This is a genomic window from Arthrobacter zhaoxinii, from assembly GCF_024385505.1.
Lineage (GTDB): Bacteria > Actinomycetota > Actinomycetes > Actinomycetales > Micrococcaceae > Arthrobacter_B > Arthrobacter_B zhaoxinii.
In genome coordinates, this window is record NZ_JANFLT010000002.1 from 480,401 (window position 1) to 502,439 (window position 22,039).

Annotated in this window: 19 protein-coding genes and 1 riboswitch; of the genes, 10 read left to right on the forward strand and 9 right to left on the reverse strand. The window is 67.5% G+C overall.

Translation table 11 applies throughout. The features are described from left to right. Nucleotides 1-77: 77 nt before the first annotated feature. A complete protein-coding gene (locus NNX37_RS05825; RefSeq protein WP_255791357.1) occupies nt 78-545 on the forward strand; it encodes an SRPBCC family protein in 468 nt (155 codons plus the stop codon). 76 nt (nt 546-621) lie between these two features. Here the strand turns inward: NNX37_RS05825 and NNX37_RS05830 are convergent, their stop codons facing one another. After that, entirely contained in the window at nt 622-1,620 is a 999-nt protein-coding gene (locus NNX37_RS05830) for an SDR family NAD(P)-dependent oxidoreductase (protein WP_229951333.1), read from the reverse strand. Between the two features lie 187 nt (nt 1,621-1,807). Between NNX37_RS05830 and NNX37_RS05835 the strand changes: the two genes are divergently transcribed. After that, entirely contained in the window at nt 1,808-2,806 is a 999-nt protein-coding gene (locus NNX37_RS05835; RefSeq protein WP_255791359.1) for a LacI family DNA-binding transcriptional regulator, read from the forward strand. Between the two features lie 50 nt (nt 2,807-2,856). On the opposite strand, the gene NNX37_RS05840 is transcribed toward NNX37_RS05835, so the two are convergent. Together NNX37_RS05840 and NNX37_RS05845 are read right to left on the reverse strand one after the other, a co-directional pair. Continuing rightward, nucleotides 2,857-3,918 carry a winged helix DNA-binding domain-containing protein gene (locus tag NNX37_RS05840; RefSeq protein WP_255791361.1) on the reverse strand — a complete coding sequence of 354 codons (1,062 nt, stop codon included), beginning with the start codon at nt 3,916-3,918 and terminating at the stop codon, nt 2,857-2,859. A gap of 74 nt (nt 3,919-3,992) precedes the next feature. Then, the gene (locus NNX37_RS05845) at nt 3,993-5,102 is read right to left on the reverse strand and encodes a GTP pyrophosphokinase (protein ID WP_255791362.1); all 1,110 of its coding nucleotides are present in this window, start codon (nt 5,100-5,102) and stop codon (nt 3,993-3,995) included. Between the two features lie 104 nt (nt 5,103-5,206). On the opposite strand from NNX37_RS05845, the gene NNX37_RS05850 reads away from it, so the two are divergent. The 4 genes from NNX37_RS05850 to NNX37_RS05865 all read left to right on the forward strand — a co-directional run bounded on the left by NNX37_RS05850 (nt 5,207) and on the right by NNX37_RS05865 (nt 8,435). Next, the gene (locus NNX37_RS05850) at nt 5,207-5,959 is read left to right on the forward strand and encodes an alpha/beta hydrolase family protein (RefSeq protein ID WP_407079925.1); all 753 of its coding nucleotides are present in this window, start codon (nt 5,207-5,209) and stop codon (nt 5,957-5,959) included. A gap of 34 nt (nt 5,960-5,993) precedes the next feature. Further along, nucleotides 5,994-6,902, forward strand: a complete 909-nt coding sequence (locus NNX37_RS05855) for a carbohydrate kinase family protein (RefSeq protein WP_255791364.1) — start codon at nt 5,994-5,996, stop codon at nt 6,900-6,902. 69 nt (nt 6,903-6,971) lie between these two features. Continuing rightward, nucleotides 6,972-7,508 carry a YbhB/YbcL family Raf kinase inhibitor-like protein gene (locus tag NNX37_RS05860; protein ID WP_255791365.1) on the forward strand — a complete coding sequence of 179 codons (537 nt, stop codon included), beginning with the start codon at nt 6,972-6,974 and terminating at the stop codon, nt 7,506-7,508. A gap of 75 nt (nt 7,509-7,583) precedes the next feature. Beyond that, nucleotides 7,584-8,435 (forward strand): HAD family hydrolase, encoded by an 852-nt coding sequence (locus tag NNX37_RS05865; RefSeq protein ID WP_255791366.1) that lies wholly within the window; start codon nt 7,584-7,586, stop codon nt 8,433-8,435. On the opposite strand, the gene NNX37_RS05870 is transcribed toward NNX37_RS05865, so the two are convergent. From NNX37_RS05870 to NNX37_RS05880, 3 genes are read right to left on the reverse strand one after another with little or no spacing between them, the layout of a single operon-like run. Continuing rightward, nucleotides 8,356-9,135, reverse strand: a complete 780-nt coding sequence (locus NNX37_RS05870; RefSeq protein WP_255791367.1) for a phosphatase PAP2 family protein — start codon at nt 9,133-9,135, stop codon at nt 8,356-8,358. The genes NNX37_RS05865 and NNX37_RS05870 overlap by 80 nt on opposite strands. Then, on the reverse strand, nt 9,132-10,451 hold the full coding sequence (locus NNX37_RS05875; RefSeq protein ID WP_255791368.1) for an alpha/beta hydrolase: 1,320 nt from the start codon (nt 10,449-10,451) through the stop codon (nt 9,132-9,134). Before NNX37_RS05875 ends, NNX37_RS05870 begins: the two co-directional genes overlap by 4 nt. After that, a complete protein-coding gene (locus tag NNX37_RS05880) occupies nt 10,448-12,970 on the reverse strand; it encodes a bifunctional lysylphosphatidylglycerol flippase/synthetase MprF (RefSeq protein WP_255791529.1) in 2,523 nt (840 codons plus the stop codon). Before NNX37_RS05880 ends, NNX37_RS05875 begins: the two co-directional genes overlap by 4 nt. Nucleotides 12,971-13,103: 133 nt before the next feature. Here NNX37_RS05880 and NNX37_RS05885 point away from each other — a divergent pair, with 133 nt between their 5' ends. Continuing rightward, nucleotides 13,104-13,913: a glycerophosphodiester phosphodiesterase family protein gene (locus NNX37_RS05885; RefSeq protein ID WP_308206303.1), complete on the forward strand. Its 810-nt coding sequence runs from the start codon at nt 13,104-13,106 to the stop codon at nt 13,911-13,913. 47 nt (nt 13,914-13,960) lie between these two features. Further along, complete coding sequence (locus NNX37_RS05890; protein WP_255791370.1) at nt 13,961-15,070, forward strand: glycerate kinase; 1,110 nt, start codon at nt 13,961-13,963, stop codon at nt 15,068-15,070. Between the two features lie 7 nt (nt 15,071-15,077). Here NNX37_RS05890 and NNX37_RS05895 read toward each other — a convergent pair whose 3' ends face one another. Continuing rightward, nucleotides 15,078-16,391, reverse strand: coding sequence for a uracil-xanthine permease family protein (locus NNX37_RS05895; RefSeq protein WP_255791372.1), 1,314 nt, complete (start codon nt 16,389-16,391; stop codon nt 15,078-15,080). Nucleotides 16,392-16,530: 139 nt separating this feature from the next. On the opposite strand from NNX37_RS05895, the gene NNX37_RS05900 reads away from it, so the two are divergent. Both NNX37_RS05900 and NNX37_RS05905 read left to right on the forward strand, forming a co-directional pair. Beyond that, nucleotides 16,531-17,406, forward strand: a complete 876-nt coding sequence (locus NNX37_RS05900; protein WP_255791373.1) for an SDR family NAD(P)-dependent oxidoreductase — start codon at nt 16,531-16,533, stop codon at nt 17,404-17,406. Further along, a complete protein-coding gene (locus NNX37_RS05905) occupies nt 17,403-18,842 on the forward strand; it encodes an aldehyde dehydrogenase family protein (RefSeq protein ID WP_255791375.1) in 1,440 nt (479 codons plus the stop codon). Before NNX37_RS05900 ends, NNX37_RS05905 begins: the two co-directional genes overlap by 4 nt. 64 nt (nt 18,843-18,906) lie before the next feature. Here NNX37_RS05905 and pgm read toward each other — a convergent pair whose 3' ends face one another. Both pgm and NNX37_RS05915 read right to left on the reverse strand, forming a co-directional pair. After that, nucleotides 18,907-20,538, reverse strand: a complete 1,632-nt coding sequence (gene pgm / locus NNX37_RS05910; RefSeq protein ID WP_255791376.1) for a phosphoglucomutase (alpha-D-glucose-1,6-bisphosphate-dependent) — start codon at nt 20,536-20,538, stop codon at nt 18,907-18,909. Between the two features lie 110 nt (nt 20,539-20,648). Continuing rightward, nucleotides 20,649-21,854, reverse strand: a complete 1,206-nt coding sequence (locus tag NNX37_RS05915; RefSeq protein WP_255791377.1) for a cobalamin-independent methionine synthase II family protein — start codon at nt 21,852-21,854, stop codon at nt 20,649-20,651. Nucleotides 21,855-21,872: 18 nt separating this feature from the next. After that, nucleotides 21,873-21,996, reverse strand: a riboswitch (SAM riboswitch). Between the last annotated feature and the right edge of the window lie 43 nt (nt 21,997-22,039).

Here is a 22,039-nt window from a genome sequence, read left to right on the forward strand (position 1 = left end):
ACGCAGAAGCTTCGGCGGCGCCCGTCAACGGCAGCCCGCCGTGGAAAAGTACGATCCATCCATCCAAGGAGAGTTCATTGACCACTGATCAGACGAGCATTGCAGTAAACCGGGTCATCGACGCCTCGGCCGCGGACATCTTCAACCTGTTGTCCAACCCCGAGCGCCACCACGAGCTGGACGGTTCCGGCATGGTGGTTTCGGACGAGAAGACCGACCGGATCACGGCTTCGGGCCAGGTCTTCACCATGAACATGCACAACGAAAAAATGGGCGACTACCAGACGGAAAACCACGTCACCGGGTACGACCATAACAAGCTGCTGGCCTGGCAGACCGCTCCGGCCGGCACCGAACCCAAGGGCTGGCAGTGGGTCTGGGAACTGCAGGCCGACGGCGCCGACTCCACCGAAGTCACGCTGACCTACGACTGGTCCCATGTCACGGACAAGGAAACCCTCAAGAAGGTCTCCTTCCCGATGGTGTCCAAGGACGACCTCGAGGGATCCCTGAACAAGCTCGCCGCAGCGGTTTCCGGCGCGTAAGAGCTTTTTACGACGGCGGCCGGCACCTTCCGTGAGGAAGGCACCGGCCGCCGTCGTGTTTATCTGCGGTAAGAGATTAGACCGCGGACCAGCCGCCGTCGGAGGGCAGGATGGCGCCGTTGATGTTCACGCCGTCATCGCTGAGCAGGAACGTGATGGAGGCCGCGAGGTCCTCCGCCGAGGCCAGGCCCGGAATGTTGACGCGTGCCGGGGACAGGCGCGCCTCGCCGTACTCGCTGGTCTTGCCGCCCATCGGAATGCCGGTGGCTACGCCGCCCGGAGCCACGGCGTTTACGCGTATGCCTTCACGGGCATACATAAACGCGGTGCTGCGGGTAATGCCCACCACGGCGTGCTTGGACGCCGTGTAGGCCACGCCGGAGGCGGAGCCGCGCAGGCCGGCCTCGGAGGTGATGTTCACAATCGAACCCTTGCGGGCTTCGAGCATGGTCGGCAGCACGGCGCGGGTCAGGCGCATCAGGCCCTCCACGTTGACGGCGAAGATCTTCTGCCACATGGCATCGGAGACCTCGTGCAGCGGGGAGAAGTCGTCATTGATACCGGCCACGTTGGCCAGGCCGTCAATCTTGGTGCCGGCAGCCGCCATGATGCTGTCGATGGCGGCGGCGTCGGTCAGGTCGCCTGCAACCGGAACAATGGCCTCGCCCAGCTCTTCAGCGAGTTCCTTGATCTTCACCTCGGCGATGTCGACGGCAATCACGCGGCCGCCTTCACGGGCGATGCGGCTGGCGGTGGCACGGCCGATGCCGGAACCGGCGCCGGTGACAATCACGGTGCGGCCTTCGAAACGGCCTTCAACGGTCGGCAGGACGGTTTCGGCGATCTCGGGCATCACGCCGCCGTTGGCCTGCTTCACGAGTTCATCCACGGCAGCCTGCGGGAACTTGCCCTGGCTGAGGTCAACCAGCTGCTGCAGCTTCATGGTCAGGGCGGGGCCGAGCGTGTTCTCGTCGCTACCGGCCTGCGCGAGGAAACCGCGGATGGCAGGTCCGCCGGCGGGGTGGTCGAGCCACTGCTGGACGGTGTTCTGGGCGGTGATGGGCGAATTGGCCACGAACCGGTCCTTTCGATCGGGAAGCGGCCGTAATCTGCGGCCGCAGGTATCGGCAGCTCGCCACGATGGTTACACGTGTAAGTTGCCTGTATCGTCAGACTACCGGAGAAACCTCCGGAGGATAAGGGCCTTGCGTCGCCGTGTTTCGGGCCGGCGCGGCCGAGGCCGAAGCGACAGAGGGACTTCAATGAACCGCAGGGTTACGTCCAACGACGTCGCGCAGGCTGCGGGCGTCTCCCGCGCCACCGTCAGCTACGTACTCAACGGACGCACCGGGCAGAGCATCTCCTCCGCGACGCGGGGACGGGTGCTCGACGCGGCGAGGGACCTTGGTTATGCGCCGTCGACCGCCGCCCGCACCCTGCGCCGCGGCCGCAGCGACCTGGTGCTGATGCTGCTGCCGCCTGAACCGCTGGGCCGCGCCCTGGCGATCATCATCGACGCCGCCTCTGAAGAGGTGGAACGGCAGGGACTGCGCCTGGTGGCGCACCGGCTGCCGGCACAGGGGGGAGCGCCGTCCCTGGTGCAGTCGCTGGCGCCGGCAGCGCTGATCCTCATCACTCCGCTCCCGGAGCAGGAACTGGCAGCCTTGGCGGCAACTGGTCTCCGGGTGGCGTCCCTGCACCAGGCGCAGGAGAACCCCCTGGCACCGGACCTCGGCATCGGAGCGCGGCAGGTGCAGCACCTGGCCGAGGCCGGACATCAGCGGATCGGCGTGGCGGTGCCGCCGGAGTCCGGTTACGCCTGGCGGGTGGATGTCCGGCTGGCCGCCATCGAGGACGCCTGCGCCCGGCTGCATCTGCCGCCCCCGGTGGTGGCGCGGCTGGGGCTGGACGCCGGGGAGGCAGCCGCCGTCGTCGGCCGCTGGCTGGAGGGCCCGGAGCCGGTGACCGCGGCCTGCGCCTTCGACGACGAGCATGCCTTCGCGTTGCTGGCCGGGCTGGCGGCACACGGCCGGACCGCCCCGGAGGACCTGGCCGTCATCGGCGCCGAAGACATCCCGCTGGCGTCGCTGGCAGTGCCTCCGCTGACGAGCGTCTCGGTGGACGCCCAGTCGCTCGGGAAGCGGTTCGCGCGGATGGCTATTTCTTCGCTGGACCTGCCGGAAAACGAAGCAGGAGCCAGCGGGCAGTCGGCTGAATCACCGCTGCCGCCGGTTCGCCTGGTGCGGCGCGCTTCGGCCTGACCGGGGCCGTCTGGCTCTGATCCTGCGAAGCCGCCTACGCGCACCACCCGTCAGCCGTGCGGCCAGTCCGCCACCGCCTGCGCAATGGCCCGCCGCTTGGCTGCCGAGACCCGTTCCACCAGGTCGATGACCGGTTCCGGGGTGGCCCGGGAGGAGGTGCGGGGCAGCCGCCAGGTGCCCACCGCCACGCCGTCGTCGAGGACAGCGGGACGGAAGACGCCGTTGCCGCCCGGGACGATAGCGGCCAGCATCGCCGGGCCTGCAACCAGGGAGCGGTCCGCGTACCCGAGGATCCACTCATCAAACGCCGGCACCAGTGACACTCCGGAAGGCTCCGGAATCTCCGGCTCACCGATGATCCACGCCGGCCGACCGTCCACTTCCACCTTGACCAGGTCCTCAATGCCGGCTGCCGCCTTCCGCACCATGGTCTTGGGCAGCTTGGTCCACCACGCCGGATCGTTCTCCGTGACCGGGCCCCGGGCGAGCACGAAGCCGCGGACCACCGCGGACAAGTCGGCATCGTTGGCAGAGTCCGGGTCGGCAGCGGCCGGTGCCGTAAGGGTGAGGAGCTGCTCCGAACTGCCCGGAGAAAACCGTCCCCAGTGCGCCAACCCCTCCACGGAAAGGTGCATAAGCAGGTGATATCCCCGGCCCTCGGAGGTGGGGATCCCCGCCGCTTCCCAGAGTTCCAGAACTTCCGAGCGGCGCAGGGGACGCTCGCCCAGGGCCTCACGCAGGATGTCCCGGCCCCGCGCCACAATCGATTCATCGAGGCCCAGCTCGGACCGCCGCCGCGCCGCCATGTTGCGGATCCGCTCCGCCGTGAAGGACAACAGCGTCGCCAGATGTTCCGGCGTGGTGGCGAACAGGGTGCCGCGCATGGGCCAGCCGCGCACCAGTTCGCCCCGGTCAAAAGCGTCCCGGACATCCTGAACGGTGGTTCCCGGGCGGGAGCGGACGGCAATGGCACGCAGGACGGCCGGCAGGTCCTGCCCCTGCAGTGCCACCGCGCGGCGTACGACGTCGGCCGGGGAAAGGCCCGAAACGCCCAGCAGCTGCGATTGCCGCCGCATCCGCCGCGCATCCTGTCCTGAAAGTTTCCTGGCCACGAGGCAAAACTATGCGCCCCGGCAGTGCCGGGCAAGGTTCCGGGAATTAACGCCGGAGCGGCCGGCGCCTGGTCTTACTGCTCGGATTCCCTTGCCCGGTAAAGCTGCATCTGGCGGTAGCGGCGGCCCAGGGATTCCCGGCGGGGTTTGGCCGGGGCGTCCTCCGGCTCCGCCGTGAGGTCAATGTGCTTCCTGCCGAAGCGCCAGAGCAGCAGGTCATCCAGCAGCCGGTCCGGGCCGGGGGAGTACCGGTGGTCCAGGGCGGCCCGGACCTTGGTGATGGCGTCGGCCTGCAGCAGGTCGGCCAGGTCCATGGTGGTCTTCATCCCGTGCGCAGCCAGCATTTCCGCGGCCCAGCCCCAGTCATCTCCGGACTTCCGGTTAACGTGAGGCAACAGGGTCATCCACACATCCCGGATCCGGTTCGGGGTCAGCGGTGCGCTGCCCTGGCCCTCCTCGTCCCAGTACCCGGTGACGGTTTCATAGCGTTCGTGCAGCTCGGCGAAGGCCGTCTCCACCGTCTCCAGCATGGCGGCCGTGGCCGTGAACTGGCGGTCGAAATAGGGGTTCCAGGCCCGCGGATCACCGGCCTTGAAGCGGATGTCGTGCTCGATTTCAGACCAGGCGTGGGCCAGCACGGTGCGGATCTGCACCTCGAACAGGTAACTGCCGTTGGGACGCTGATCCGGTTCCAGCAGCTTGTGGAACTGCCGGACGGTCTCGTTCTGGATGGTCCGCAGGATCAGATGCCGGCTGGAGTAGCCGTAGGTACCGGATTCGATGGAGCCGATATCCTTCTCACGGTCGCCGCGGCAGTCGAACTCCGCCCGCTGGCGCTTGATCAGGTTGGCCGCTTGATCCACCTCGTGCGGCAGCGTCATGATGATCCGCAGGCCCACCAGATCAATCAGGTTGCGCAGCGGATCCGGGAACAGCAGGGTGGGAAGTTCCCCGGGATGTTCCGGCGGCAGCATCCGGGAGGCCTTGTCCCGGAAAGATTCCACCGTCTTGGTGCGCGAGGCAACAAACAGCGGCTTCACCGGGCTGTCGGCAAAAACGGCGCGCAGGTTCGCTTCCATTTCTGCGGTGACCGCTTCCAGTCCCGGCCGGACCCGGGCATATTCATCGGTGCTGGCCTGGACTGTGGGCCGCAGCCGCTCATCCAGTGTGTCCCACGCGCTCAAAGCTGTATTCCTTTCCCCTGCCTGTCGCCCCCTACGGCACAGTGTTTTTTCTACACGGCGATAGGCTCCCTATCAGATTAAGCCCGCGAGCAGGAAGGATCCTCATGCCGGTGACAGCCTTGCATGTTTCCTACGGTCCGGACCCGGACCAGTACGCCGAGCTCACGCTCCCCGGCTCCGCGGCACACGCCGTGGTGGTCATCATCCACGGCGGCTACTGGCGTGCAGCCTACGACGCCGAGCTGGGCCGGCCGCTGGCGGCGGACCTGGCCGCGCGCGGGTTTGCCGCCTGGAACCTTGAGTACCGGCGGGCCGGCAACGGCGGGGGCTGGCCGGAAACGTTCGAGGATGTCTGCGCAGGGATCGACGCACTGGCGCCGGCTGCCCGGGAGCACGACGTCGATCTCTCCCGGGTGGTCCTCCTGGGCCACTCCGCCGGGGGCCACCTGGCCGTGCTCGCTGCCGCCCGCACCGACCCGCACGTTACACCGGCCGGCGTCGTCAGCTCTTCCGGTGTCCTTAACCTGGCCGAGGCCCATGAGCTGGGCCTGAGCGACGGGGCGGTGCGGAACTTCCTCGGCTGCACACCGGAAGAGGATCCCCGGCGTTACCGGGATGCCGACCCCATGCATGCCCTGCCGCTGCAGGTTCCGGTCTGGGCGCTGCACGGCGAGGAAGACAGCACTGTGCCGCTGAGCTCCTCCAGCAGCTGGGTGGATGCCGCCCGGGCCAGCGGAACCCGGGCACAGCTGCGCATGATCCCGGGGGACCATTTCGCAATGATTACCCCCGGCACCGAGGCATGGGACGCCGTCGTCGACGTGGTCTGCGAGGCCGCCGGAATCCCTGCCGTTTAAGGAAACAAAAAGAGTGCTCTGTTAGGTTGGCGGTGTGCTTACAGTTATTGGCGAAGCCCTTGTGGATGAAGTTGTCAGCGACACGGCGCCGCGGCGGTCGCACCCCGGCGGCAGCCCGTTGAATGTGGCGGTGGGCGTGGCACGGATGGGCCGGCCGGTGCAGTTTGTGGGGCGCTTCGGCTCGGACACCTACGGTGCGATGATCGCCGAGCACCTCCGCAGCAATTCGGTGCTGACCGCCTTCGAAGCCGATGAGCTGCCTACCAGTGTGGCCACGGCCGTGCTGGATCCGGCCGGCGGTGCCCGGTATACCTTCGACCTGGAATGGACGCTGCCCGGCCTGGACCTTCCGGCACTGCTGGACGGCACCACCATGCTGCACACCGGATCCATCGCATCCATGCTCTCGCCAGGTGCCGGACACGTGCTGCACGCCGTGGAACGGGCACGGCCCGGATGCACCATCACCTATGATCCGAACTGCCGCCCGACGATCATCACCGACGTCTCCTATGCCCGGGAACAGGCAGAAAAATTCGTGGCACTGGGCGACGTCGTCAAGGCCTCCGACGAGGACCTGCGATGGCTTTACCCCGACGAACCGGTGGAGGAATCCGCGCGGCGCTGGCTCGCGGCCGGCCCCTCCATAGTCGTGGTCACGCGGGGCTCGAAGGGGCCGTGGGCTGTGGCCGCGTCCGGTGAATGCGAAGTGGCCGCACCGGCCGTCACCGTCGTGGACACCGTGGGTGCGGGGGATTCCTTTATGTCCGCCCTGCTGGTGGGGCTGATGGACCGGGAGCTCGACGGCGGTGCCCGCCGCAGCGACCTCGCCCGGGTCAGCGTGACGGAACTCCGGGAGCTGATCTCCTTTGCCGCCCGCGCCGCCGCCGTCACCGTGTCCCGCGCCGGAGCCAACCCGCCGTACCGCCGCGAAGTCCTCTGACTCCGGCGCCGCAACCCTAGCTGCGTATGCCCGCAGTGCCGTAATACCCCATGATCTGAGAGGAAAACAGTGGAAAGCCGAAACCCGTACGAGGCCCTCCCGCAGGTGCCCGAGTTCACCGTCGAGAGTGAGGAATTTGCGAACGGAGCCACGTTCGCACCAGCCCAGTACAGCGCCAAGATGGGGGTAGCCGACGGCAGCGATGCCTCGCCGCAGCTGACTTGGTCCGGGTTCCCGGAGGAGACCCGCAGCTTCGCCGTCACGATGTACGATCCCGATGCCCCCACCGCCAGCGGCTACTGGCACTGGGCCGCCTTTAATATTCCGGCTTCGGTCACCGGACTCGCTGCGGATGCAGCCAACACGGGACAGATGCCCGCCGGCAGCGTGCAGTTGGCCAACGACGCCGGATTTGCCGGCTTTGTGGGCGCGGCCCCGCCCGCCGGACACGGACGGCACCGCTACTTCGTGGTGGTCCACGCCGTGGATACGGAGAATCTGGACGTCCCGCCGGACGCCACCCCGGCTGCCCTGGGCTTCGCCCTCTTCACCCACACCCTGGCGCGGGCCACGATGATCGGCACGGCGGAAATCCCCGGGGACTAGGTTCCGTGCAGGCCGCGCACCCTGCGGCCTGCACTGTGTCGATTCGGCGCTGATCCCGGAAGTAAGCTGGATTCCATGCAGGGACAGCGGGGGCCGGTACGGCTGATAGCAAGTGACATGGACGGCACCATCGTGGGTGCGGACAACAGCATCAGCGACCGGACCGTCAGGGCCTTCCGGGCCTGCATGGCAGCGGGCATCGACGTCGTCTTCGTGACGGGACGCCCGCCCCGCTGGCTGGATCCGCTGCGCGAGCGGATCGGGCACGAGGGTACCGTGATCTGCTCCAACGGGGCCATCACCTATGACCTGGCCGCCGAGCAGGTCCTCTCCACCCGGCTGCTCCCGCTTGAACAGATGTTCGCTGCCGCGGAAGTCATCAGGGACCTTTTCCCGCGGGCACGTTTCGCGGCGGAAACGGTGGACGGGCTCCATCTTGAGGACGGTTTTGTGGATACCGGATCCATCGAACTACTCGGCGGCATCATTCCCGGACCGCTGCACGAATCCCTCGCGGGCTCACCGGGTGTGGCGAAATTCCTCGCCCGAGGAGCCGACATCTCCCCGGATGAGTTCCTGCGCCGGGTGGCGCCGGCCGTGTCGAAGCTGGTGGAGACCACGCACTCGGCACCGCGGATGCCGTTGCTGGAAATGTCACTGCCGGGCCTGAACAAGGCCGCGACGCTGGCCGCCTATGCCAAGGAGAAGGGTATCGACGCGGCAGAGACCATAGCCTTCGGCGACATGCCCAATGACATTTCCATGCTGGGATGGGCCGGCCGGGGCTACGCGATGGCCTCCGGACACCCTGCCGCCCGCGAGGCGGCGGCCTACACCGCGCCCGGCTTTACGGACGACGGCGTGGCAGTGATCCTTGAGCAGCTGCTCGATGTTCGGGAAGCCGCCTCAGGAGCTGGTGCGCGGTAATCACCACCGCCAGCCAAGCGGCTCCGAGCGTCCAGGCCACCAGGACGTCCGTCAGCCAGTGATGGCCGAGGTAAACCCGGCTCATGCCCACCGCGAAGGTAAAGGCCGCTGCCGCCAGGACAACAGCTGCTTTCGCCCGGCGGTTATGCACGTGCAGGATCACCAGATAGGCCAGGATCCCCGCGATAACAATCGAGTTCAGGGTGTGCCCGCTCGGGAACGAGGCGGAGGACTCATACGGGGGCACGGCGTCGGCCAGGGCCGGCCGGGTCCGCCCGATGAGTGCCTTTCCGGTCACCGTCATCAGCAGGGAACCGCCGGCTGCGGCAGCCGTGAGGATCAGCGGCGTCCAGGAACGCCAGCGCAGGCACATCACCAGCACCACGAGTCCGGCAATGATCGGCATGCCGACAGTGCCCGCCAGGTTGGTGAAGCCGGTGACGGCTGCGTCGAGTTCCGGGTTGCGCAGCTGCAGCGCCTGATCCAGTGCCGGCCGGTCCAGCCCGGCGATGCCGTCGGCATCCGTGACCGAGTCATAGACCTCTGCGGACACCAGGGTAAGGGCCAGGGCCGGAACCAGGCCGGCAGCCAGAATGACCAGCAGGGTCACGTGCGGCGAGGTTGCACGGGTGATCGCATGCAGCAGGCGCCGCAGCGGATTTTCAACGGGGGCGGGGCGCTGCACGGGATCCGGGCTCATGGATCAAGTATGCCAAGCCGCCGGGACAGCCAGTCCAGGTTGTTCTCCAGCCCGGCCCGCCAGACCTGCCAGGAATGACCGCCCGGAAGCTCCTGGAGCTGTACGTCCGCACCGGCGGCCCGGGCCGCCTCGTACACCTGCCGCCCCTCCGGCGCGTAGACCTTGTCCTCACGTCCGACGACGACAATGCCGGCGAGTTCCGGGAATGACATCCGGCGGAACCGGTCCACGGCGTTCTGTTCCGCAAACGCCCGTTCATCGCCGCCGAAGTAGGTGTCCAGCAGCGCCTGGTGGCCCTCGGCGTCGGTGGGTTCGTTTTCCCCGGCGATGTCGAGGAACGTCGGGTAGACGTCGGGATGGTTGGCGGCCAGCTGCACCGCGCACGTGCCGCCGAACGAATACCCGGCGACGGCCCACTGGCGGGCGCCCGCCGTCCCGGCCCCCAGCTGCTGCTGAACCCAGGCGGGAAGGTCCCGGGCCAGGTAGGTGGCCGAGTCGCTGACCGAGGTGTCCAGGCACAGCGGCCAGTCGGGGTTGGAGTCGTTGCTGGCGTCCGGCATCACGACAACCGGTGCCAGTCCGGCATGGCGGGCCGCAAAGCCGTCCATCATTTCGGCTATCCGGCCGCTGACCAGCCAGTCATTCGGCGAACCGGGCTGGCCGTGGATCAGGACCAGCACCGGCAGGCTGACGGCGCCGGGGTCGGCGAGGTACGCCGGCGGGAGGTAGATCAGGGCAGGGTGGGAGGCATATCCGGAGCCCGCCGCCGGGATCTCGGCGCGGTACACCTGTCCTTCCCCGGGCATGTCCGGCGGCGGGGACCAGTTCTGCTCGGAGGCAGCAGGCCGGTCCGCGCCGGCGTCGGCGGGCCGGGGCAGCGGATCATCAGTGGCTGACGGAGGATCCAGCAGGGACCGCACCGTAGGGTACTGGGCATAGGCAAGGTTCACCGTGCAGGCCAGTGCTCCCAGCAGGGCCAGTGCGGCCAGGACCCCGGCTGCCCGGCGGACGGCCGGAGTCCCCGGGGCCGTCACCTGGCGAAAGGCCAGCTGGAAGCCCAGGACCGCCAGGGCGCTGTAGACGTAAAGCGTCCGCGGCAGGGAAGCATTCCACCAGAGAAATATATGTTCGGCGAGCACGTAGAGCAGCGCCGTGCTGCCCGCGGCCACAATGGCGAAGACCAGGATGGTGCGCAGTCCCAGCTTCCTTCCGGCTATCCCGAGCCACAGCAGGGCGACGACGCCCAGGGCCAGGAAAACGGTCGGGAGGAACCCGTCAATCAGCGACAGGGACAGCACGGCCTGCGGCGGCCTCATCCGGTGCGGTCCACGATCCGGCGGGCCAGCGACAACCCCTGGCTGAACGACAAATCGGGGACATATGCCCGGGTCAGGGCGTTGGCGATGGCCGGCAGTGACGCCGGATCCAGATAGGTCATGAACAGCGGCACGTATTCCGGGCCGAACTTGGCTTTGAAGGCCAGCAGGGACCGGAATCCGTACACGGGTTCCAGCGTGTCCCCCAACCGGTCCAGCAGCCGTTCCATGACGGGCGGTCCTTCCTCCGCGCCGTCGTCGTGATCGGGTGCACGGGCAAGCGGCGCCCCGGACAGGCTGAGGAAGGAAAAGCCTTCGTCCTGGAGGGACAGGGCAGCGGAGGCGATGAGGAAGTCCATCCCCAGCCGGAAGCCGCTGCTGCGCCGGCGCATAAAATCCAGGGTCCAGCCCGCAACGGATCCGTCGCGGTACACCGGGAGCCAGGACGTCACTGCATGCACGGTGCCGTCTGAGTCGACGGCCAGCAGGCACCGCACCTCCGGATCGTCCACTTCTTCCAGCCCGCCCAGCGTGAACCCCATTTCGGGCATCTTCTTATCCGCCACCCACTCCTCCGAAATGGCGTAGACCTGGTCCTTCACCGCCAGCGGTGCACTGGGATACCTCACCCACTGCGCGCGGATGCCGTGCTTGCGCGCCTGGTTCATGGCTGTGCGGATGTCCTGGAACCGTTTCCCTTTAAAGACCAGCGACCCCAGCGGGAGCACGGTCTCCTCCGCCACCTGGAGCGAGGAAAACCCCAGCCGTTCACTGGCCTCACGTACCTGGGGTCCCACCGAATAGAAGCAGGCCGCGGTGCCGTTGGCGGCACAGAACGCCGCAAAGCCTTCCACGGAGCTGCGCAGCTCCTCCCGGGGGCCCACCGGCTCCCCAACGGTGAGGGCCACACCGAGGTCCAGCCGGTAGGCAACGTAGGAATTCCCGCCGGGGGAGAACCAGTAGTGATTACCCTGCCAGAGGGTCATCCATGCGAGCGTGCTGCCGCCGTGGGTCCGAAGCAGTGAGCGGGCGCGGTCTGTGTCCCTGGCGGCCGGGCTGTCCGGCGGCACCAGGAAAGAGCGCAGCAGCAGAGTGCACGTGACAATCCAGAAAAGCACCCCCACCCCCTCGTAGAGCAGCACCGCGGGCAGGTTCTCGGGCACGATTCCGGGTGCGCGGCTGGTCACCTCCAGAACGGGAAGGAACCGTCCGGGCAGATCCGCCGTGAGCAGGGCCGGTGTCGCCGCGGGGGAGAAGCCGTTGCGGTTCAGCAGGCCCGCGCCCAGATAGAGCGCGGCGAGCAGGACGGCCAGCAGGGCCACGGTCCCCGCGAGTCGGCGGTAGGTGCCGGCGGGGGCTGCGACCGGAAAGAGCCTGCGGGTGAAGGCAAGCAGCACCAACACGGCCAGCGGAACCGCCATGGGCACCACCAGTGCAATAAAACTTCCGGTGCCCGGGGACAGGTTGCCTTGTCCTGCCAGCAACCGGCCGATCCGTACTGCGGCCAGCACGGTCATGGCTCCCTGCAGCAGCAAGGCGGCCAGCCAGGCAAAGTGCCTCCCCCGGCGCAGGCCGTCGGAAAAAACGGCGAGCAGCACCAGCGGCAGAGTGGCCAGGAAAAACGCCGCAGGTCCGGCGCGCAGCTGAAGACGTGCAGCGGCGCAGCGTGCGGAATCCGATTCGACGCCGCATAGCTGCGCCAGTTCTGCGGGAGTGCGGACCTCCACATCCGTGAACAGGTACCGCAGCACCGCCAGCGGGCCTACGGGCTGGGTGCTGAGTGCACTGATCACCGGGCCGGCGGCGGAGGCCAGCACTATCAGCGCCACCAGGACCCGGGCTTCGCGCCTGCTGGTGACCAGCCGGCGCGGAAGGGCAGGCCGCCGGCCGGCCAGATAGGGTCCCGCCGCCACGCCGGTAACGGCCGCGCCGAGGACCGCGAGGCTGGAAAAGCTTCCACCGTAAAGCGCCAGCAGGACCAGCAGAGTGAAGAGACTAACCCGCAGGCGGCGGCGCCACAGGGTCCCGAGCTGTGCGCTTGCGGCGGCAAGGGCGGCGGCCAGGAACGCCGTCGGGCCCACATAGGACTCGGAGACGAGGATACGGGACCAGTCACCGATTGAGGCACTGGTCAGATAGGCGAACCCCGCGGTCAGCAGCAGACCCGCAACCTGCCCGCCCAGACCAGCGAGCAGGAACCGTCCGGTTCCCAGCAGCCGCTCACAGGGGAGGCCTGCCAGCAGTGCGAACAGGGTCCCGCCCAGATAGCCGGCCGGGCTGCCGGCCCAGAAACCGCACAGAACCAGCGCTGCCGGATGCTCAGCCACGGAGTCCACGGAGACGGTTACCCAGTCCAGCAGCGGCCCCTCGGGACCTCGTCCAACCGAGTCGGTGAATGCGCCCAGGATCCAGAACAGTGCAATAAAACCAAGGGTGGCCGGAGCTACGCGGGCGCTTCCGCGCAGCCGCTGCAGCGGCCGGTTCAGCAAAGCCCCGAAACGGGGCAGGGCGGCGAGCATGTCAGGCACGGTACTGACCTCCACGAGCTAAACCGGCTGGAGCTGCTGCCGGTCGCGGTCCTGCCAGTCTAGGCTCGTGCCCCCGCGCCAAGGACCGCCTTTGGATTAGGCCGGTCCTTGGTAGGGTACAAATGTGCTGGCAACCTATCCATACTTCCGTGCCCCTCGGGACACCGGGAACATCCGCCCGGCATCGTCGCCGGCGCCCATCGCCCTGGCTCACCGGGGCTTTTCCCCCGAAGGCTGCGAAAACACGCTCCCGGCCTTCCGGGCCGCGGCGGAGCTGGGGATCAGCTACCTGGAAACGGACGTGCGCACCAGCCGCGACGGCATCCTGATGGCCTTCCACGACGAAACCGTCGACCGGCTGTCCGGCGGGGTGGTGGGGAAAATCAGCCAGCTCACCCGGAAGGAACTCCGCGAGGTGCTGATAGGCGGGGCGGAACAGATCCCCACCTTCGAAGAGCTTCTGACCGAATGGCCGCAGATGCGGTTGAACGTTGATGTCAAGGATGCGGCCGGGGCGGCACTGCTGGCTGCGCTGATAGAAAAGCACTCCGCCCATGACCGGGTCCTCGTCGCGTCCTTCTCGGACGTCCGCCGTCTGGGCACCCTGCGCCGCCTCACCCGGCCGGCCGCAAGCTCCGCCGGCAGTGCCCTGACAGCGGCACTGCGCCTGCTCGCTCCGCTGGGGGCGGCCGGCCTCCTCGCCCGGCTGGGCCGGTTCCAGTGTGTCCAGGTTCCGCTGCGGTTCGGTCCCGTACCCGTGGTGACACCGGGGTTTGTCCGCAGCTGCCACCGCGCCGGAATCCAGGTCCACGTCTGGACCGTGAACGACGCGCCGACCATGAACCGGCTGCTGGACCTGGGCGTGGACGGGATTGTCTCTGACCGTTCGGACATCCTGGTGGACGTCCTCAAAGACCGCGGGCAGTGGACGTAACGCCTGATTAAACGCCCCTTGTCCGTCCCGACTGGCAGGATGAAGGCATGCGCGTAGTTATTGCTCCGGACAAGTTCAAGGGAACCCTCAGTTCTGCGGAAGCCGCAGCGGCCATGGGTGAAGGGGTGCTGGCGGTCTATCCGGACGCCGTAGTCACCGCGGTTCCAGTGGCCGACGGCGGCGAGGGCACCCTGGACGCCGCACTGACCGCCGGGGCGCAGCCCCGCACCGCCCGGGTTCGGGGGCCGCTGGGCCGCGAAGTCACCGCGGTGTGGGCCCTCGAAGGACATACGGCCCTGATCGAAACGGCGCGGGCCAGCGGGCTGGCCCTGCTGGATCCCACCCCGGGGACGGCATTGGACGCCACCAGTTACGGCAGCGGCCAGTTGATCAGCGAGGCGCTCGACGCCGGTGCGCGCACCATCATCCTTGGCATCGGCGGGTCGGCCATGACGGACGGCGGCTCCGGAGCGCTGGCCGCCCTGGGTTTGAAGATCCTGGACCGCGACGGTGTGCCGGTTCCTGCCGGAGGAGCGGGCCTGATGCACGCCGCCTCGCTGGACGCTGCCGGCCTGGACCCGCGGCTGGCGGAGGTGGATCTGCGGATCGCCGCCGACGTAACCAATCCGCTGCTCGGCCCTGTTGGTACGGTGGCGGTCTTCAGCGGCCAGAAAGGTGCCGGTCCCGCGGAAATGCCGGTCCTCGAAGAGGCGCTGACCAACTGGGCGGATCTCCTGAAGTCCGCAACCGGGGTCGACGTCGATGTCCCCGGCGCCGGTGCGGCGGGCGGCTTCCCGTCCGGGTTCCTGGCCTTTACCGGGGCGTCGCTGAACCCCGGGTTTGAACTGCTCAGTGCCTTTACCGGCCTGGACGCCGCACTCATCCGCTGCGACCTGGTGCTTACCGGTGAAGGCTCCCTTGATGAGCAGTCGCGCTACGGCAAGGCTCCGCTGGCGGTTGCGGCCCGCGCCCGGGACGCCGGAATTCCCGTGGTGGCCGTGGCCGGCCGGATCACCCTGACTCCGGACCAGTTGGAGGAGTACGGAATTGTCGCGGCGGTCAGCCTGCTGGACGTGGTGCAGCGGCCGCAGGATGCAATGGAGCAGGCAGCGAAGTATGTTGCGCAGGCCACCCGCCAGGTCCTGGAAGGGGCATAGCCTTCGGCTAGCCGAGCCGGCTTGGTTTGGCTCCGGTGTCCTCGTGCGGCTGGTCCGGATCTGTGCCCCGCCAGCGGGCGATCGCCTGCATGCCGTGATAGGCAATCAGGGTGGCCCCGGTGCCCAGCGCAATGCCGCCGAACTCCAGCCCCGCCACGATCCAGGTGAAGTTCGCGATGGCAATGATCAGGCCCAGCCCGGCGGTGGACAGGTTGATGGGGTTGGAGAAATTCACCCGGTTGTCCACCCAGATGCGCACGCCCAGGATGCCGATCATGCCGTAGAGAACGACGCCGGCACCGCCCAGCACCCCGCCGGGCACCGTGGCGATCATCGCGCCGAACTTCGGGAACAGGCTCAGCAGGATGGCGACAATGCCGGCCACCCAGTAGGCCGCCGTGGAGTACACGCGGGAGGCCGCCATAACGCCGATGTTTTCCGCGTAGGTGGTGGTGGCAGAGCCGCCGCCGGAGCCGGCCAGCATGGTGGCCACGCCGTCGGCCATCAGCGCCCGGCCGGCGTACGGGTCCAGATCGCGGCCGGTCATGGCCGCCACGGATTTCACATGCCCGATGTTTTCGGCCACCAGCACCAGGACCACCGGAACAAACAGTCCGATCACCGAGAAGTGGAAGGTGGGGGACATGAATTCCGGCAGCCCGATCCAGGCGGCGTCGCCGATGGCCTGGAAATCCACCTCGCCCTGCAGCATGGCCGCGATGTATCCGGCCACTACTCCGACCAGGATCGACAACCGGCCAAGGAATCCCTTGAACAGGACGGTGCTCAGCAGGATCACCACCACGGTGATGGTGGCAGTGAGCGGGCCCTGCTCGAAATTGTCCCTTGCCGAACCGGCTAGGTTAAGCCCGATCAGGGCAACGATCGTGCCGGTGACAACCGGCGGCATCAGGACCTGGATCCAGCGGGTACCGGCCAGCTGCGCTGCGAGTCCGACCAGGAACAGGACAAAGCCGGCCATGATGATGCCGCCCAGCGCACCGCCCGGGCCGTGCTGATTGGTGGCCGCGCCGATCGGTGCAATGAACGCAAAGCTCGAGCCCAGATAGCTGGGCACCCGGCCGGCGGTGATGATCAGGAACAGGATGGTGCCGATGCCGGAGAACAGCAGGGTGGTGGCCGGCGGAAAACCGGTCAGGAGCGGCACGAGGAAAGTGGCGCCGAACATGGCCACCACGTGCTGGGAGCCGATGCCGATGGTCCGCGGCCAGCTCAGCCTCTCCTCGGGAGCAACATAGGAGCCCGGCCGGATGGTTCTGCCGTCTCCGTGGAGGGTCCAGTCCATACCGAATCTGCTCATGGTGGTGCCTTCCGGAGAAAGGGGTGTTTAGACAAAATTCTAGCCGCCTCTGATATCCGGGATGTTACGTTGCATAAGAAGGGTGCCAGGTGCAGGACAGGGCCTTGGCAATCACGTACCGACTGGACGATGGAGCAGCATGAGCATTTCAGTTGCAGGACGCGTAGTTCTGATCACGGGCGCCGCCATGGGCATGGGCCGCCTGTACGCCGAGCGTGCTGTGCGCGAAGGGGCGGCGGCCGTGGTGCTGTGGGACCTCAATGCCGAGGCCCTGGCGGACACGGCTGCGGCGCTGCGGGAACTGGGCGCCGCAGCTATCCACCCCTACACGGTGGACGTTGCCTCCCTGCCGGAGATCACCGACACCGCCTCGCAGGTCATCCGGGAGGCCGGGGTTCCGGACATCCTGATCAACAACGCCGGAATAGTGCGCGGCAAATACTTCTGGGAACACGCGCCGGCAGCGGACATAGACGCCGTGATGCAGATTAATACGCTCGCACCCATGCAGATAACGCGGGCCTTCCTGCCGGGCATGATCGAGCGCCGCACCCCCGCACGCATCCTCAACGTGGCCTCGGCCTCCGGCACGCTGTCCGTCCCGAAAATGAGTGTCTACACGGCCTCGAAGTGGGCAGTCATCGGCTGGAGCGATTCCCTGCGCCTGGAACTGAACGAGTCCGGCAACGGCCACGTCTGTGTGACCACGCTGATTCCCAGCTACATCAAGACGGGGATGTTCGAGGGCGCCCGCGGGCCGCTGCTGACGCCGCTGATGGAACCGGAATACGTGGTGGACAAGGCCTGGGAGGCCCTGCTGGCGGGGAAGGCACGGCTCCAGCTGCCGTGGACCGTGGCCCTGGGCAGTGCCCTGCGCAACGTACTGCCGCAGCCGGCCTGGGACGTGGTGGCCGGACGCGTCTTCAAGGTTTACCAGTCCATGGACCACTTCACCGGCCGGAAACCCGCCGCTTCCACCGACGAAATCGCACCGAAGGAAACCACCCAGGCATGAGCGAAATAGTCTCAGCATTCCCTGCACCCCCCGGCAATTCCCCCGACGGTTCCCCGGAACCTTCCCCGGCAGCTGTTCCCGCCGTCCTGGCCCAGGTCCGCGAAACCTACGCATCCGGGCGTACCCGGCCCCTCGCCTGGCGGCGGGAGCAGCTCGAGGGGCTCATCCGCCTGTTTCACGAGCGGGAACAGGAACTGACCGACGCCCTGGCAACAGACCTGGGCAAAAATCCGCTGGAAAGCTACGTCACCGAGCTTTCGCTGGTGCGGGCCGAAGCCGAACACGCGCTCAAGCATCTGGAAAAGTGGACCCGCAGCCGGCGCGTCCCGGTTCCGCCGGGCCTGCAGCCGGCGTCGGCCCGGACCGAACCGCAGCCGCTGGGCGTGGTGCTCATCATCGGCCCGTGGAACTATCCGGTGCAGCTGGTCCTGGCGCCGCTGGTCGGCGCCCTGGCCGCCGGGAACGCCGCGGTGCTCAAACCCAGCGAACTGGCCCCGGCGACGTCGGCCGTGCTGGCCGACCTGCTGCCGCGCTACGTTGACCCGGCCGCAGTCGCTGTGGTCGAGGGCGGGCAGGAGGCCAGCACCGCCCTGCTGAAGGAACAGTTCGACTCGATCTTCTTCACCGGCGGGGAGCGCGTCGGCCGGATTGTCCTGCAGGCCGCCGCGGAGCACCTCACCCCGGTCACCTTGGAACTGGGCGGCAAATCGCCCGCCGTGGTGCTGGACGGCAACTGGGCCGCCGTTGCCCGCCGGCTGGTTTTCGGGAAGCTGCTCAACGCCGGGCAGACCTGCGTGGCCCCGGACTACGTCCTGGTGACCGAGGAAGCGGCGCCGGCGCTGAAAAAGCACCTGGTGCGGGCCGTCACGGAGCAGTTCGGCAAGGACCCGTCCCGGAGCGTAGACCTGGGCCGGATCGTCAACGAACAGCACTGGGAACGGCTGGTGGGCCTGCTGGACAGCGGCACCATCCTGGCCGGCGGGCGCAGCGACCGCGGCAGCCTGTACCTGGAACCGACCATCCTCACCGACGTGGCCCCGGATTCACCCGTGATGCAGGAGGAGATCTTCGGACCCATCCTGCCGATCATCGAGGTAAAAGACCTGGCTGAGGCCATGAAGTTCATCAACTCCCGTCCCGTACCGCTGGCCGCCTACCTGTACAGCAATTCCGCGGCGGACCGGAAGGCGTTCGAGGACGGGGTCCGGGCCGGCAGCATCAGCCACAACGCCAGCACCGTGCAGCTGGCCGTGCCAGGCCTGCCGTTCGGCGGTGCAGGTGCCAGCGGCACCGGCGCCTACCACGGGAAATACACCTTCGACACGTTCAGCCAGCTGCGGCCGGTCTTCACCAAGGGCACCCTGCTGGACACCCTCCGGTTCGCGTACCCGCCCTACACCGGACTGAAGAAACGGGTCCTGCGCCGGCTGCTGTGATCCGCTGCGGATAAACGGAAGGGGCGCACCAACCGGTGCACCCCTTCCGTTTTTTTAGCGGAACCTAGGAGATTACGCCGTCCACAATGGCCTTGGCTTCGGCCTGGACCTGGTGCAGGTGTTCCTCGCCCTTGAAGGACTCGGCGTAGATCTTGTAGACGTCCTCGGTGCCCGAGGGGCGGGCGGCGAACCACGCGTTCTCCGTGGTCACCTTCAGTCCGCCGATGGGCGCACCGTTGCCCGGCGCCTCGGTCAGGCGTGCCGTGATCTCCTCACCGGCCAGGGTGGTGGCAGTGACGTCCGACGGCGAGAGCTTGGCCAGCGCTGCCTTCTGCTCGCGGGTCGCGGGCGCGTCCACGCGTGCATATTCGGGATCGCCGAACTGATTTGTCAGCTCTCGGTACCGCTGGGACGGGGTCTTGCCGGTCACGGCCGTCATTTCGGAGGCCAGCAGGGCCAGCAGGAGGCCGTCCTTGTCGGTGCTCCAGGGCCGGCCGTCGAGCCGGAGGAAGGACGCACCTGCGGATTCTTCGCCGCCGAACGCGGTTTCGCCCGAGAGCAGGCCAGGTACGAACCACTTGAAGCCCACGGGTACCTCCATGAGGACCCGCCCCAGATCAGCGGTGACCCGGTCGATCATGGAGGAGGAGACGAGGGTCTTGCCGACCATGGCGTCCGCGCTCCACCCGGACCGGTTGCGGTACAGGTAGTCAATGGCGGTGGCCAGGTAATGGTTCGGGTTCATGAGTCCCGCATCCGGGGTGACAATGCCGTGCCGGTCGGCGTCGGCGTCGTTGCCGGTGGCAATGTCGTAGTCCCCGGCCCGGGAAATCAGCGATGCCATGGCGTAGGGCGAGGAGCAGTCCATGCGGATCTTCTCGTCCCAGTCCAGGGTCATAAAGGCCCACTGCGGGTCAACATTGGGATTGACCACGGTCAGGTTCAGCTTGTGCCGTTCCGCGATGGCGCCCCAGTAGTCCACGGAGGCACCGCCGAGCGGATCGGCGCCGATGTGGAGCCCGGCGCTGCGGATGGCGTCCAGGTTCAGCACCGCGGGCAGGTCTTCCACGTAGTGCGCCAGGAAGTCATAGGTGCCCACCGAATCGGCCAGGCGTGCCTCGCCCAGCGGAATGCGGCGGACACCGTCCAGGCCGTTCTCCATCAGCTGGTTGGCGCGGTCGGCAATCCAGTTGGTGATGTCCGATCCGGCGGGTCCGCCCGTGGGCGGGTTGTACTTGAAGCCGCCGTCCGCCGGCGGATTGTGCGAAGGGGTGACCACAATCCCGTCCGCCTGCTCGGTGCGCGTGGAATTGTGCACCAGGATGGCGTGGCTGACGGCGGGGGTGGGGGTGAATCCGTTGCGTGCATCGATGAGCACATTCACGCCGTTGGCGGCCAGGACCTCCAGCGCGGTGTTCTGTGCCGGTTCGGACAGCGCGTGCGTGTCCTTGCCCATAAACAGCGGTCCGGTGATTCCCGCAGACGTACGGTATTCCACGATGGCTTGGGTGATTGCCGCGATGTGCTGCTCATTGAACGCCCCGTTGAGGGAGGATCCGCGGTGCCCGGAGGTGCCGAACGCAACGCGCTGGGCGACATTGGACGGATCCGGGACGACGTCATAATAGGCGTCCAAAAGCGCGGTGAGATCTACAAGGTCGGAAGGTTCGGCACGCTGGCCGGCACGATTAGACATACCCCTAAGCATGCCAAAAAAACGGTCCCGGCGGCAGACGCGCGCCTGCCGCCGGTCGGTCCTGCTTTTCCTGAAACTACTCGTTGCCGGTATTCAGGCCCTGCCTCCGCCTACCAAAGCCGGCTGCTGGCCAGCCGGGCACCTTCTCCGAGGGCCGCCAGCTTCGCGGCCGCAATCTGCGGATGCACCCGTCCGCCGAGCCCGCAGTCGGTGGAAGCGATGACGTTTTCGCGGCCCACCAGCCGGGCGAAACGCTCAATCCGGTCCGCCACCAGTTCCGGATGTTCCACGACGTTGGTGGCGTGGGAGACGACGCCGGGAAGAAGGACTTTTCCGTCCGGCAGCTTGGTGTCTTCCCAGACCCGCCATTCGTGCTCGTGCCGCACGTTGCCGGCTTCGAAGCTGTAGGCACCGGCGTTGATCTGCAGCAGGGTGTCCGTCAGATGGCGGAACTCGATATCCGTGGTGTGCGGTCCGTGCCAGGAGCCCCAGCACAGGTGGAAGCGGATCTGCTCTTCGGGCAGGCCCCGCAGGGCGTAGTTCAGTGCTTCCACCCGGATCTGCGTGAACTTGAGGTAGTCGCTGACGGAAGGTTCGGGATTGATCTGGTCCCAGTTCTCCGCGATGGACGGATCGTCAATCTGGACGATCAGCCCGGCGTCGACAATGGCTCGATATTCCTCCCGCATCGCGTCCGCGCAGGCGTAAATGAACTCCTCCTCCGTGGCGTAGTACTCGTTGGCAATCCGCGAACAGGAACCGGGGGAGAGTGAGGCGAGGAAGCCTTCCGTTGCACCCGAGCCGGCCAGGCCGGCCTTGAGGTTGGCAATGTCGCGGGCCACGGCGTCGTACCCGGTGTACTCCACGGGCCCCGTGACCTTGGGGAAGACCTTCTGGGCGCCGGTGGTGATGCCGGAGGACGGGTCGGTGTAGGCATCAGCGAAGCGCCGGCGGTCGCGGCGGTCTCCGAAGCTGGTGAGGACCACGTTGCCCGGCTCCGAGCGGTGCGGCTCCATGTTCCAGATTCCGGTTTCGGCCACGCTCAGGCCGCCGAGCCGGGAGAAGGAATAGGACCACCAGGCACCGTAGTCGACGTCGGCGGACATCGCGTGCCCGTATTCGCCGTCGTTGGGAATGTCGATGCCCGCCTGCAGCTGGCGGCGCACCATATCGGCGACGGCGGCCTGCAGCAGGTCCGCGTAACCCTCGGTATCCGAAGGGTCGGCTTCCCGTGCTGCGTTCGCGGCAAGCAGTTCAGGGGTGCGGGGGAGGGACCCTGCGTGAGTGGCCAGAATACGGTCGGTGCTTTTGCGCATGGCGGCGATCCTTTGGAATCCGTGCTCTTGCCCGCACCGGATGCCCGAAGGGCGGTGCAGGCCGCTTCGTCATCCGAACCACCCGCGAAGCATGGGGTTGGTGCACGGCCAAGTCGGAGCTTGGCGGCCGTGTCTCCTGAAGCTGGGACCATCCTAGCCATGCCGGCGGGGCGCCTCCAAGCACA

Coding starts and splice junctions, on each gene's coding strand:
- NNX37_RS05835 (WP_255791359.1), top strand. CDS start 1,808: ATGAACCGCAGGGTTACGTCCAACGACGTCGCGCAGGCTGCGGGCGTC.
- NNX37_RS05905 (WP_255791375.1), top strand. CDS start 17,403: ATGAGCGAAATAGTCTCAGCATTCCCTGCACCCCCCGGCAATTCCCCC.
- NNX37_RS05865 (WP_255791366.1), top strand. CDS start 7,584: ATGCAGGGACAGCGGGGGCCGGTACGGCTGATAGCAAGTGACATGGAC.
- NNX37_RS05880 (WP_255791529.1), bottom strand. CDS start 12,970: ATGCTCGCCGCCCTGCCCCGTTTCGGGGCTTTGCTGAACCGGCCGCTG.
- NNX37_RS05895 (WP_255791372.1), bottom strand. CDS start 16,391: ATGAGCAGATTCGGTATGGACTGGACCCTCCACGGAGACGGCAGAACC.
- NNX37_RS05890 (WP_255791370.1), top strand. CDS start 13,961: ATGCGCGTAGTTATTGCTCCGGACAAGTTCAAGGGAACCCTCAGTTCT.
- NNX37_RS05900 (WP_255791373.1), top strand. CDS start 16,531: ATGAGCATTTCAGTTGCAGGACGCGTAGTTCTGATCACGGGCGCCGCC.
- NNX37_RS05870 (WP_255791367.1), bottom strand. CDS start 9,135: ATGAGCCCGGATCCCGTGCAGCGCCCCGCCCCCGTTGAAAATCCGCTG.
- pgm (WP_255791376.1), bottom strand. CDS start 20,538: ATGTCTAATCGTGCCGGCCAGCGTGCCGAACCTTCCGACCTTGTAGAT.
- NNX37_RS05875 (WP_255791368.1), bottom strand. CDS start 10,451: ATGAGGCCGCCGCAGGCCGTGCTGTCCCTGTCGCTGATTGACGGGTTC.
- NNX37_RS05915 (WP_255791377.1), bottom strand. CDS start 21,854: ATGCGCAAAAGCACCGACCGTATTCTGGCCACTCACGCAGGGTCCCTC.
- NNX37_RS05850 (WP_407079925.1), top strand. CDS start 5,207: ATGCCGGTGACAGCCTTGCATGTTTCCTACGGTCCGGACCCGGACCAG.